Here is a 13,407-nt window from a genome sequence, read left to right on the forward strand (position 1 = left end):
TTAAGTTGACGTTTTAATTTCTGAAAACCATTTGTTGATGTGTTCATAGAAAGTTATATGACTAAAAAATAAAATTTTAATTCCTGTACCAATCCCTTTTAATAATATGACAGAAAACACCCAGAATAATAGCCCTGAACAGCCAGAAAAATTTTTTGTGGTAGCCATCGGTGCATCAGCCGGAGGTTTACAACCTTTAGAAGAATTTTTTACCAATTTACCAAATAATCCGGGTGCAGCTTTTGTAATTTTGCAACATCTTTCTCCCGATTTTCCTAGTTTGATGCCAGAATTAATTCAAAGACGCACCTCATTAGAAGTTGAACAGATCAAAGATGGGGTACAATTACATCCTAACCATATCTATGTATTGCCCCCGCGTCACACTTTAACAGTCGAAAAAGATTACTTACGACTAGAACAACATCTTTCCGAGCGGGTAAATGATCCAATCAATATTTTCTTCAAATCCCTCGCCACGCAATGGGGAGAAAAAGTGATCGGAATCCTGCTATCTGGAACTGGAAACGATGGCACAGAAGGATTACAAGTTATTAGTCAAAAAGGCGGAATTACCCTAGTTCAATCCCCAGAAACCGCCCAATTTACGAGTATGCCGAGTAGTGTGATACCTTGTGATTGCTTGGATGGGATTTTATCCCCGCAGGACTTAGCCCAGGCGGTTTATAGTTTAGTCGGCTATTCCCTCAACTATCCCATTTCCCAAGTCAAAGCCAGAGATTTAATTCCCGTCGAACAATTTGAACAAATCCTGGGGATTTTATCCAAATACGAAAAAATTGATTTTTGTCAATATAAAATTAGCACCCTGAGTCGTCGGATTCTGAATCGTTGTGGCATCAACCAATCCCAGGATTTAAATCAGTATATTGTTTTATTAAATCAATCAGAAACAGAAAGAAAATTACTCCGTCAAGACTTATTAATTGGCGTTACCCAATTCTTTAGAGATCCTCCCGCCTGGGAATTAATGGAACAGCAGGTTTTACCAGAGTTAATCGAATCTTTAGAACCCCAGGAACAACTCCGTGTCTGGGTTCCCGCCTGTGCTACCGGAGAAGAAGCCTATTCCTTAGCTATATTAATTGATGAAGCAATTCAGGCGGCCGATAAACAGATCAGCGTCAAAATGTTTGCCACCGACCTTGATAGTCAAGCCCTGGAAGTAGCCTCTCAAGGAACTTATAATGAAAGCATTAAAAATAATATTACTCCTGAACGTTTAGAGAAATACTTTACCTATAAAGCCGGCTCCTATCAAGTGAAACGGAATTTACGCGAGATGTTAATTATTGCCCCCCATGATTTAACTAAAAATGCGGGTTTTTCTAAAATGAATTTGATTAGTTGCCGGAATGTGCTGATTTATATGCAGCCCCTACTTCAGCAACAAGTATTACGCTTACTGCATTTTTCTTTAGCTTCCCAAGGGATTTTATTTTTAGGAAATGCCGAAACTTTGGGAGAAACGGAAACAGAATTTATTCATATCAATCAAAGATGGAAAATCTTCCGCAAACACCGAGAAGTTCAACTGAGTTTAATGCCCGCATCCCACCCAACACTATTAGCTCCAGTCACGATACCACCCGTCTCTAATCGCAATATTTTTCAGTATGAACGGATTTTAGATTCAGTTTTTAATCTTTGTTTTGCAGAACAACGTCTGACCTGTGTATTAATCAATCAAGACTTCCAATTGCTGCATATTTTTCATAATGGTGCAGATTTGCTATCCTTTTCTACGGGCAAGCCTAAATTAGATATTACGGAACTGGTTCCGACTCCTTTAAAATTACCCATGAGAACAGCTATTCACCGTGCTAAACGGGAACAACAAAATATTTTGTATACGGGAATTAATTTGTTTAGAAATGGGGTGAATGAGACCTTAAATTTAAAGATAGCATTTCCCAATAAATACCCAATCATTAATGAATTTATGTTGGTTTTATTAGAGGTAAAAACAATATTAGAAAGCAAATCCAATCAGATTGAGTTTCAGGTTGATATTGAAACCGTTAAACAAATCACTGAATTAGAATATGAACTGCAACAAACCCGAGAAAATTTACAAGCGACTATTGAAGAATTAGAAACAACCAATGAAGAACAACAGGCTACCAATGAGGAATTACTGGCTTCTAATGAAGAATTGCAAAGTACCAATGAGGAATTGCAGTCGGTAAATGAAGAACTTTATACCGTTAATTCAGAATATCAGATTAAAATTCAACAACTCACCGAACTAACCAGCGATATTGATAATTTACTTCGCAGTACCGATATCGGAGTCATCTTTCTGGATAATGATCTGAATATTAGAAAATTTACCCCGATGACCAGTAATATTATTAATATTCTTCCCACTGATATTAACCGCCCCCTAACCCATTTTACCCATAATTTAGACTGTCCTAACTTAGTTGAAATTTTATCGAATTTTGTGGTATCTCAAATTCCCATAGAATTAGAAGTGATCAACCAAAAGACTCAAGAACAACTCTTGATGCGAGCGCACACCTATAAAGGGGAAAATAATAACAATGATGGAGTAGTTGTTACCTTTGTCAATATTAATGAGTTAAAAAAATTTCAAAATCAACTCCAAGCCAGTAATAATTGGTTAGACAATATTTATATTAATAGTCCCGTGGGATTATGTTTACTGGATCAAAATCTAAAATTTGTTAAAGTTAATGAAAACTTCGCCAAGATTAATAATTTGTCCGCAGTAGAACATATTGGCAAAACCGTACAGGAGTTATTTCCTGAATGGGCAAATATTTATGAACCTTTGATGCGTCAAGTCTTAGAAACGGGTGAAACCCTGAGAAATGTAGAATTTAAAACCCTAACCCCGGTGTTTTTACAAACTCGATATTGGATCGGTAGTCTTTATCCGGTTTTATTAGAAGATGGACAGTCTGGAGTCGGGGGGGTAATTACAGAAATTACCGAACAACAACAGATTCAAAAAGAGGTAAAAAGAGCAAAAGATCGCCTAGAAGAAGCTCAAACTATTTCCCATCTGGGAAATTGGGAATTGAATCTCCAGACTGAAAAAATGCTCTGTTCAATGGAATTATTTAGGATTATTGGTTTTGATTTTAATTTAGGAGAACCCACTTTAGCCCAGTTAATTACTCGCATTCATATTGAAGATCAAGCTAGATTTTTAGAGGCTTTAGAACAACTCAAAACCCAAGGAATTAGTTATGATCTGGATATCAGAATTATTCATCATAATGATCGGGCGATTCGGTATATTAATGCTATGGGTAAGGCTGCTTATAATCAACAGCATCAGATCACGGATATTTATGGAACAATGCTGGATATTAGCGATCGCAAACAAGCCGAAATCGCCCTATCCGAAGCCAAGGAAAGCGCGGAAGCTGGAACTAAAGCCAAAGCTGATTTTCTAGCTAATATGAGTCACGAAATCCGTACCCCGATGAATGGCGTAATTGGGATCATTCAACTTTTATTAATGACCGATCTTTCCCAGGAACAAAAAAAATTAGTTAATATGATTCGGGATAGTGGGAATCTGCTCCTAACTATTATTAATGATATTCTTAACTTATCAAAAATTGAATCGGGGAACTTTGAACTAGAAGAACATCCTTTTGTTTTAAGAACTGTCATTCAGTCGGTCTCTGATCTCCTCCAGAGAGAAATTTTAGATAAAAAAATTCACTTCACCTATTCGATTGATCCTGATATTCCTGATGGTTTTTTAGGAGACAGTGATCGATTGAGACAAATCTTCTTAAATTTATTAGGAAATGCGGTTAAATTTACTGATAATAGCAGTATTTATATTAATATAATTGGTCAACCTATTTCTGATCAGAAATATCAGTTAATTATCTCAATTCAAGATCAAGGAATTGGGATTAATTCCGATAAAATCAATGATCTATTTCAACCCTTTAACCAAGCAGATACCTCTATTAATCGTAAATATGGCGGTACGGGTTTAGGATTAGTAATTAGTAAAAATTTAGTGAATTTAATGTCAGGAACAATTTGGGTGGAAAGTCAGGGGAATATTGGCGGAAATCCTCCCCCAGATTTTTTCCTAGAGCCCGAAGAACCTCAAACCCAAGGTTCAACCTTTTATTTTACCCTGAAATTAAAACTCGCTTCTGAAAGCGAAATTAACTTACTAACAAATCTCCCTCTACCTCAAATCGAAAAAATTTATAATCAATCCCAATTAAAAATTTTGATCGCTGATGATGATGAAATAAATCAAGAATTTGGATTATTGCTTATGAAAGCCTTGGGCTATAATGCGGATATTGCTAACAATGGATTAGAAGTATTAGAATTGTTAAAAAAACAATCATATAATATAATATTAATGGATATGCAAATGCCGGAAATGGATGGTTTAACCACCACCAAAATGATTCGTGAATCTTCCCAAACTCAACCCTGGATTATTGCGGTGACGGCTAATGTTTTGGAGCGCGATCATCAAAGATGTTTAGAAGTAGGAATGAATGATTATCTGAGTAAACCGATTATGATTGAAGATTTTAATCATGCTATTTCTAAATATTTGGGATCACTGATTTAAGAGGATTTCACGGATTTCACGGATTTTAATCTGTGGTATAGCAGGGAACAGCCCCCCAAACCCCCCGTGCACGGGGGGCTAGGGGGGAGGGAACAGGGGGAAAACACTTTACCGTCTGGGTTCCAAGATCCGTCTGGTGTCTTAACTGCCTTGGCGGTTGCTATAATCTAAAATATCCCAGAAAATCAAAGCACGCTGATTCTAAACTCCGCCAAATCTTTCAATTGGCCAAAAACGAAAGACGGCGCGACCAATAATATTTTCCTTGGGAAGAAAACCCCAAACATGGGAATCATTACTATCGTTACGATTATCTCCCATCATAAAATAGGAATTATCAGGAACTTTGACTGGGGGTAATTGGTAATGGGGTTCTTCAGCAATATAACGCTCAAATTGGGGCTGATTATCAATATAAACCCGACCATTTTTAACTTCAATCGTTTGACCCGGTTTACCAATAATTCGTTTAATAAAGGCTTGATCAGCCCCATAGCCAATTTCTTGTAATTGGGAAGGAGGAGTAAAAACAATAATATCGCCAAATTTGGGAGATTTTAAATAATAGGATACTTTTTCTATGACTAAGCGATCATTTATTTCTAAGGTCGGAAACATCGAATCCGAAGGAATAAATCGAGGTTCAGCCACAAAAGTTCTAATTAATAATGATAATCCCAGTGCGATCGCTAAAATTACAATATTCTCTCGGATTTGATTCCAGAGACTTTTTTCAGGAATAGTAGGTTGTGGCTTTTGAATAGCTGGTTTTTCCATGGTTTTAGCGGTAGGGAACAGGGAATAGGGAATGAGTTTGCTGGATTTAGAAGTGTCCTAACTGTAATTCGTACCTCTATAACATTTTTATCTATAAAAACAAATTAAGAATTAAGAATCATAGCGGAATTACGATTCTTAATTCTCAATCATTAATCCATTGAATTTCAGGGATAAATTGTTAATTCTCATGGGAGGATTTATGATGAAAACGGATTCCCAAAAAAACATCATAGAGGAAACCCCAAAAGTCTTTTTTTCCTTCTAATATTCCCAAGGTTTGGGGAGAACCTTTTTCATCTAACAGAGGCTTCATAAATTCATAGGTTGGCTTGTAATAATACCAAGGAATAGATGGCCACAAATGATGAATCAGATGGTAATTTTGCCCCAAAATTAACAGATTTAAAACCGAACCCGGATACACCCTAGCATTTTTCCAGCGACCCCGTTCTTGAAAGGGACGATGGGGTAAATAATCAAAGAATAAACCCAAAGCTATTCCCACAACCAAAGCCGGACAAAACCAGAAATTCAGAATATAGCCAAGGAAGTCATAATGAATAGATATAGCAACAATAGTCACTACAAATAATCGACTCAAAAACCATTCCAAAAGCTCATATTTTTTCCAAAGTCGGCGCTTGAAAAAAAACACTTCATGGTAAAAGAAACGTGCCGCAATCAACCACAAGGGGCCACCTGTGGAAACAAAATGATCCGGATCATTGTCTGGATCATTAACATGGCAATGATGTTGGATATGCACCCGTGTAAATACGGGAAAAGCGAACCCTAACATCAAAGCACTACCGTGCCCTAATACCGAATTCAAAATCCGGTTTTTGTGGGCAGAATTATGGGATGCGTCATGGATCACTGTCCCCGAAAGGTGCAGCGCCAAAACATTAATCAAAAAACAACACCAATCTGGCCAACCCCAAAGCCAGTATCCCAATGTGGAATAGATCACCATTACTACCGCACTGAAAAACATCAGTAGCGTGGTGTTAAAACCATCCTCTGCGGCGAGGTATTCCTTGGGGACTGTCAGTGGCTTGCTTGCCTCCGACATTACAGTTTGCACTCCTTGAAGTTTCACACCTGAGTATTTTATGAGAAAAGTAACAAATTGTAAAGATTTATAAAATCACTAAACCCGGACGTAATTGCCTAAAATACCACAATTTTATCCCCAGGAGAAAATATTTATGTCTAGCTTACTACTGCGTAGATCCTTAGTCGGGTTTATTGGTTTATCAATTACCCTATCAATCCTGGGTTCTGCGACCGGGGCTAACGCCAAACCTCGGTGGCCATCTTTACCCAGTTTGACCGACCTGCTGCAACTTCCCCGTAACACAACCCAACCGCCCCAAACGATTCCGGTTCCCCCTACCAATACCACCCAACCCCCAGCCCCCCAACCTCAGCCCACGGATCAAGGCCCCCTAATTCCTCAAGTGGAAGTGGAAACCGGGGACACGGCAATTGCTCGGTTTCGATGTGAAGTAATTGGCGGTCAATATACGGTCATGTATTATCCCGTCAGCCAACCCAATCAAGGCTATGCTTGGGCAGTTCCTAGCAATATGGGGGGCGGATGGACACCGGAACGCCGTTGTGGAGAAATTAGTCGCCGTTTAGAGTCCTATCGTCCCGATGGATTAGCAGAAATCAGTACCGCGATTGAGAATGGTTACAATACCCTCTGCGCCACGACCGAAGATATTCCCCAATGTCGGATTGTCTTAACCGTGCCCCCTGGGGAAGATCCCCTATTTGTGCGCGATCGGATTTTCCAAAACCTCGTGATTGCCGACAGTGGCCAAAGCACCCAAGGTGTTCTGACCCTGATAGATGAAAAAAGTACCGGAGACATCATTCGAGGGGCTTTAGGGCGGCCGAGAACTCGTTCTACTGGTATTCCCCTACGTCAATTCCTCGACCCCACCGATGGCGGCACCGGATCACGCTTAAACCCCCGTTATTTCCCTAAATAGATAAGAGGGAACAGGGGGGGTAAACTCTTTCTATTACCCATTACCCATTACCCATTACCCATTACCAATTCGTAATTCCTGATCCTGATGTGTCCCTGACATGGTTAAATTCTGTTTATGATCTGTAGAGAGACGCGCCGTGGCTCGTCTCTACGGACAATTCCCTAGATCTTTAATTGAGTCATGCAACCGCAAAATCTACTGCATCGAACTAAAATAGTCGCTACAATCGGCCCTGCTACCCAGAAGCCTGAAGTTCTCCGCGCATTGATTGAAGCGGGTGCAACGACTCTGCGCTTAAATTTTTCCCATAATACCCATGAGGATCATCAACGCAGTATTCGGATGATTCGACAAACCGCCTTTGAACTGAATCAACCCGTGGGGATTTTACAAGATCTCCAAGGCCCAAAAATCAGATTAGGCAAATTTGAGACGGGTTCGATTATTTTGAACCGGGATGATCAGTTTATTCTCACCAGTGAAGACGTGGTGGGAACCCAAGAAATGTCCTCTGTTACCTATAAACCTTTAGCCGATGAAGTCCCAAATGGGGCGGTGATTCTCCTCGATGATGGCAAGGTGGAAATGGTCGTAGAGAAAGTCGAACCATCAAAAGGACGCTTATATTGTCGTGTCGTTGTAGGCGGGACTCTTTCTAATAGTAAAGGGGTGAATTTTCCTGGGGTTTATCTCTCCATTAAAGCCATGACCGAAAAAGACCGCAAGGACTTAATGTTTGGTTTAGATCAAGGAGTGGACTGGGTAGCTTTAAGTTTCGTCAGAAATCCCCAGGACGTCTTAGAAATTAAAGAATTAATTGCGAGTGCGGGGAAAGATGTTCCCGTGATTGCCAAAATTGAAAAACACGAAGCCATTGAACAAATGGAAGAAATTCTGGCTTTGTGTAATGGGGTGATGGTGGCCAGAGGCGATTTAGGGGTGGAACTTCCCGCCGAGGATGTGCCGATTTTACAAAAACGGTTAATTATCACCGCTAACCGCATGGGAATTCCGGTAATTACCGCCACTCAGATGTTAGATAGCATGGTGAATAATCCCCGACCCACCCGGGCGGAAATTTCCGATGTGGCGAATGCGATTTTAGATGGTACCGATGCGGTGATGCTCTCCAATGAAACCGCCGTGGGTAACTATCCGGTGGAAGCGGTGGCGACCATGGCCCGGATTGCGGTGCGGATTGAGCAGGAGGGGGCGACCCGCAATGTTTCTAAAGTAGAAGATACCGGACGTTCTATTCCTAATGCCATTAGTCAGGCGGTGGCACAAATTTCTCACCAGTTGAACGCGGCGGCGATTATGACCTTAACTAAAACTGGGTCTACGGCTCGGAATGTGTCAAAGTTCCGGCCCCAAACCCCGATTTTAGCGATTACCCCCCACGTGGAAGTAGCCCGACAGTTGAGTTTAGTTTGGGGGGTGAAACCGTTATTGGTTTTAGATTTACCTTCGGCTGACCAAACATTTCAAGCTGCTGTGAATGTGGCTAGGGAAAAAAATCTCCTGGCCGATGGGGATTTGGTTGTTACCACGGCGGGAACTCTACAGGGGGTTGCCGGATCTACGGATTTGATTAAGGTAGAAGTGGTGACGGCTGCTTTGGGGAAGGGAACGGCCGTGGGTCAGGGCTGTGTGACTGGACGGGCGCGGGTTGCCCGTAGCGCCGGAGAGTTGGCCGATTTTAATGCTGGGGAAATTTTGGTTACGGTTCAAACCAGTGCCGATTTTGTCGATGTGATGCGAAAGGCGGGGGGTGTGGTCACCGAAGCCGATAGTTTGACCAGTCACGCGGCGGTAATTGCTTTACGGTTGGGAGTTCCTGTGATTGTTGGGGTAAATAATGCCACCCGCTTAATTCGAGATGGGGTGATTCTGACCTTAGATATGGAGCGCGGGATTGTATATTCGGGAGCCAACAGTGGTTCGGGGACTGAAAATATCTGAAGTAGTTTCCCTTTTCTATTAGATTGATTAAGATTAGATTTTTTCAAAAAAATTAGCGATCGCCGGATGATAAAATCATTCGTTGATCGCTAATTTTTTATTCTTTCTGACCCAACTTTGAAACAAATTATTCCTAACGGTCAACCGAACCCATAATAATATCGATACTACCGAGAATGGCTACCAAGTCAGCGATTTTTTCCCCTCTAACTAATTCCGAGAGAATCGGTAAATTGCAGAAATCCGCCGCCCGAATTTTGAACCGCCAGGGAAAGACACTATCATCCCCAATGATATAAATACCGAGTTCCCCTTTGCCACTTTCAATTCTTACATAATGTTCCCCTTTAGGAATTTTGAAAGTCGGGGCGATTTTCTTACCAATAAACTGATAATCAAAAGCATTCCATTCGGATTTCGGCCCGGTCATCATCCGTTGGGCTTCTAAATTTTCGTAGGGGCCACCGGGGAGAGCATCGAGGGCTTGATACAGAATTTTGAGGGATTCTCGCATTTCCCGAATCCGCACAAAATAGCGGGCTAAACAGTCTCCTCCCGTGTCCCACTGCACATCCCAGTCCAACTCGTCGTAACATTCGTAGTGGTCAACTTTGCGTAAATCCCACTTCACCCCAGAGGCGCGTAACATTGGCCCGGATAATCCCCAGTTAATCGCCTGTTCCCGGGTAATAGTCCCTAAACCCTCAATCCGACGTCGGAAAATCGGGTTATTGCTAATTAAGCGTTCGTACTCGTCAATTTTTGGCCCGAAATAATCGCAAAAATCTCGACATTTCTGCACCCAACCATAGGGTAAATCGGCTGCTACTCCCCCAATCCGAAAATAGTTATTATTCACCATTCGGTATCCGGTAGCCGCTTCCCAGAGGTCATAAATGAGTTCCCGTTCTCGGAAAATGTAGAAAAAGGGTGTTTGGGCGCCGACGTCGGCCAGGAATGGGCCAAGCCATAATAGGTGATTAGCAATGCGGTTGAGTTCGAGCATAATCACCCGAATATATTGCGCCCGTTTGGGGACGGTGACTCCAGCCAATCGTTCCGGGCCATTCACCGTCACCGCTTCGTTGAACATTCCAGCGGCGTAGTCCCATCGGCTAACATAGGGGACATACATGACAACGCTACGACTTTCGGCGATTTTTTCCATACCGCGATGCAGATACCCAATCACGGGTTCACAGTCCACCACATCTTCCCCATCCAGGGTGACAATTAACCGTAAGACCCCGTGCATGGAGGGATGGTGTGGCCCCATGTTCAAGACCATCGGTTCTGTGCGGGTTTCAATTCTACTCATACTTTTCTCGGTGTTCCCTAACGCGGATTTATGGCTTTTTGGGGATTTTCGTTCTAATTATAGGATATATGATTAGGTTGTTGGCGATCGCAACTTTATTAATTTATATCTATTGAAAACAGTCTATGAACACACCACCCGTTAAAATTGTTGAAGTTATTAATCAGAATAAGGATGCACAATGGTTGAGAAATTAATTGTAGACAACTTTGCCGGAATTGAACACTTGGAAATAGAGGTTAAGAAGATCAATATTATGATTGGCCCTCAAGCCAGTGGTAAGAGTGTCTGTGCCAAATTATTATTTTATTTTAAAGAGTTTGTCTCTGAGCTAATTAAAGCTGTTGAAAATGATAGAACAAAACGTCAGTTAGATTCATCTTACTCCAATAAGTTTAAAGAGTATTTTCCCCCTAAATCTTGGGGAAATTATGATTTTGTTCTGAGGTATGAAATCAACCATGATTTTATACAAATATCTCGAAATAATTCTAAATGTACTCTTGTCATTGACTACTCTGATTTATATAAATCGGCTCTTTCAGATTTACGAAAAATTTTCCGTAAGAGACAAAAGGAAAAAATTGAAAATATACCCTATGATCCTTCTGGATTTAATAATGAAACTCGGTCACAAATAATGAACTATTTTGAAAATAAGTTAGGTAAAGAATCTACATTTTATCAAAATTTTATACCCGCAGTGCGTTCTTTTTTTGCCCATCTACAAAAAAATATTTTTTCTGTTTTATCCAATAATAATTCATTAGATCCATTTATTGAAAATTTCGGCTTATTTTATGAATTTATCAAAGAATTACATATTAAAATCAATGAATTTGCTTCGGGAAATGAATTGGAAATGGAAGACGAAAAGCTCATGAAGCAGAAAATTAAACCCTTAGTTGAAAAAATTTTATGTGGTCAATATTTTGATGAAAAAGGAGAAGATTTTTTAAAAACTTTAGATGGTAGAAAAATTAGTATTTCTATTTGCTCATCAGGTCAACAAGAAACACTACCATTAGTAGTTATATTATCTACAGTGCCATTTTTACAAACTATTGGGAGAGGTCAAACTATATATATTGAAGAACCAGAAGCCCATATTTTTCCTACAGCCCAAAAACATATTGTTGAGTTAATAGCTACTGTTTTTAACTCTAAGCCTGATGGTCTTCAATTTTTTATTACCACCCATAGCCCTTATATTTTAACCGCAACTAACAATTTACTACAAGCGGGTTTAATTTATCAGGATGCTAATGATCAAGTGATTGAAAAATTAGAAAAAATTGTTCCTCGCTATAAAACTTTATTAACAAAAGATGTAGCGGTTTACTCTTTAATGGATGGTTTCTGTAAATCCATTATTTCTGAAGAAACGGGATTAATTGATACTAATATTATTGACTCTGTTTCTGAAGAATTGGCTATTGAATTCGATCAACTTCTCGACCTGATTTAAGTGCGATATGAAAAAGCGTTTTCCAGAGTGCGAAAAAACTTCATCTAATAAACTAATACCTCTTGTAGAAAACAAGAGTAAATTCGTTATTGAAAATCCGAATCAATTTAGGGTTTGTGTAGTTCAGGTTGATGGATGTGCAATTAAAGAAGGTCAGCGTTGTGATTATTTGGTTATTCCTGATCAACAGGATATCAAAAAAGTTATAGAAATCTATATTGAGCTTAAAGGATCTAAAATTTTGCACGCCATTGAGCAACTAGAAGCAACCATGAAAAAACTTTCTGATGACCCAGCTAAACAAGAAAAGGTTTGTATTATTGTATCAAGTCAGTGTCCTCTCATAACAACTAAAATTCAAAATTTTAAGAAAGATTTCAAAAAGAAATATAGTGCTAAATTAGAATTTAAGAATAGGAATTATACTTATTGTTTAAGCAAACATGATGATAGTTAAAATCCAGAATAGGATTCTAAGCAACTCCAAAACCCGTATCCTCTCGAACATAAACAGGCTGTAATCCCAATATAATATCCTGCTTAGGAATTCCCATTTCAACTAATTTCTCTGCTATTTTTATGTCTGTTTGATTTCGTTGAATCCAAATTTGACCATTCTTAATTTCTAAATGTAAAATACAGTTATAAATGCGTCGATGTTCATTCCATCCTAAATTAACCAATAAATAGCGATCGCGTTGAGTATCGAAAATGATTTCTATGTCAATTTCTCCATCAATTGTTTTTCCCTGACTATATTCCATCAGTAATTTTTGAATACATTCTCGATAATATTCTAAACGTTCCATAGAATAATCACCTCGTTAACAGGATTATAGACTATTAATTTAACTTGATATTTTTGTATAGACGCTTTAGGTAAATCTCGCCTAAAAAAAGATTCATAAGCTGAAATTGGAACTGCTAAGTATAGGATGCGGTTGGGTTCACTCATTTCTAAAACTAGGCGATAATTCAGAAATTGCCCCAATGCTGTATGAAAATCAAAGAGTGCTGAGTCACTTAAAAAGCTCTTGACTTCAACAGCAATTTTTTCCTCTCCTTTTTCAGCCGCAATTAAACGTTCTGCACCCAAGTCTATTCTGATTTCATCCTCCTCGCCAAACTCAACTCTTAAAGGATCATGGGTAATTATCCACCCCTGTTTCTGTAAACCTCGTTTTACTGCATCATGAAATTTATCCTTAGCTGACATTGATCTCGATATTAGAGGTAAGATTAATTCAAATTAACATATTTGTTG

10 protein-coding genes are annotated in these 13,407 nt (G+C 39.5%); 5 read left to right on the forward strand and 5 right to left on the reverse strand.

What is annotated here, in order from left to right:
• The first annotated feature begins 106 nt into the window (after positions 1 to 106).
• Complete coding sequence (locus NMG88_RS21430) at positions 107 to 4,612, forward strand: chemotaxis protein CheB (RefSeq protein WP_254035785.1); 4,506 nt, start codon at positions 107 to 109, stop codon at positions 4,610 to 4,612.
• Between the two features lie 201 nt (positions 4,613 to 4,813).
• Here NMG88_RS21430 and lepB read toward each other — a convergent pair whose 3' ends face one another.
• Both lepB and crtR read right to left on the reverse strand, forming a co-directional pair.
• Positions 4,814 to 5,389, reverse strand: a complete 576-nt coding sequence (gene lepB / locus NMG88_RS21435) for a signal peptidase I (protein ID WP_254035786.1) — start codon at positions 5,387 to 5,389, stop codon at positions 4,814 to 4,816.
• 181 nt (positions 5,390 to 5,570) lie between these two features.
• A complete protein-coding gene (gene crtR / locus NMG88_RS21440; protein ID WP_214560683.1) occupies positions 5,571 to 6,464 on the reverse strand; it encodes a beta-carotene hydroxylase in 894 nt (297 codons plus the stop codon).
• A gap of 136 nt (positions 6,465 to 6,600) precedes the next feature.
• Between crtR and NMG88_RS21445 the strand changes: the two genes are divergently transcribed.
• Together NMG88_RS21445 and pyk are read left to right on the forward strand one after the other, a co-directional pair.
• Positions 6,601 to 7,392 (forward strand): COP23 domain-containing protein, encoded by a 792-nt coding sequence (locus NMG88_RS21445; RefSeq protein WP_254035787.1) that lies wholly within the window; start codon positions 6,601 to 6,603, stop codon positions 7,390 to 7,392.
• Between the two features lie 183 nt (positions 7,393 to 7,575).
• Entirely contained in the window at positions 7,576 to 9,357 is a 1,782-nt protein-coding gene (gene pyk, locus NMG88_RS21450) for a pyruvate kinase (protein WP_042156627.1), read from the forward strand.
• A 133-nt stretch (positions 9,358 to 9,490) separates the two neighbouring features.
• Here pyk and NMG88_RS21455 read toward each other — a convergent pair whose 3' ends face one another.
• Positions 9,491 to 10,675, reverse strand: coding sequence for an NAD(P)H-quinone oxidoreductase subunit H (locus NMG88_RS21455; RefSeq protein WP_042156629.1), 1,185 nt, complete (start codon positions 10,673 to 10,675; stop codon positions 9,491 to 9,493).
• 181 nt (positions 10,676 to 10,856) lie between these two features.
• On the opposite strand from NMG88_RS21455, the gene NMG88_RS21460 reads away from it, so the two are divergent.
• The gene (locus NMG88_RS21460) at positions 10,857 to 12,143 is read left to right on the forward strand and encodes an AAA family ATPase (protein ID WP_042156632.1); all 1,287 of its coding nucleotides are present in this window, start codon (positions 10,857 to 10,859) and stop codon (positions 12,141 to 12,143) included.
• Between the two features lie 7 nt (positions 12,144 to 12,150).
• A complete protein-coding gene (locus tag NMG88_RS21465) occupies positions 12,151 to 12,600 on the forward strand; it encodes a hypothetical protein (RefSeq protein WP_042156635.1) in 450 nt (149 codons plus the stop codon).
• A gap of 16 nt (positions 12,601 to 12,616) precedes the next feature.
• Here NMG88_RS21465 and NMG88_RS21470 read toward each other — a convergent pair whose 3' ends face one another.
• Positions 12,617 to 12,952, reverse strand: a complete 336-nt coding sequence (locus NMG88_RS21470) for a XisI protein (protein WP_227358202.1) — start codon at positions 12,950 to 12,952, stop codon at positions 12,617 to 12,619.
• The gene (locus tag NMG88_RS21475; RefSeq protein WP_042156640.1) at positions 12,940 to 13,359 is read right to left on the reverse strand and encodes a XisH family protein; all 420 of its coding nucleotides are present in this window, start codon (positions 13,357 to 13,359) and stop codon (positions 12,940 to 12,942) included. The genes NMG88_RS21470 and NMG88_RS21475 overlap by 13 nt, the downstream gene beginning before the upstream one ends.
• Positions 13,360 to 13,407 lie beyond the last annotated feature (48 nt).

Source organism: Planktothrix agardhii (assembly GCF_904830935.1).
Classification (GTDB): domain Bacteria; phylum Cyanobacteriota; class Cyanobacteriia; order Cyanobacteriales; family Microcoleaceae; genus Planktothrix; species Planktothrix agardhii.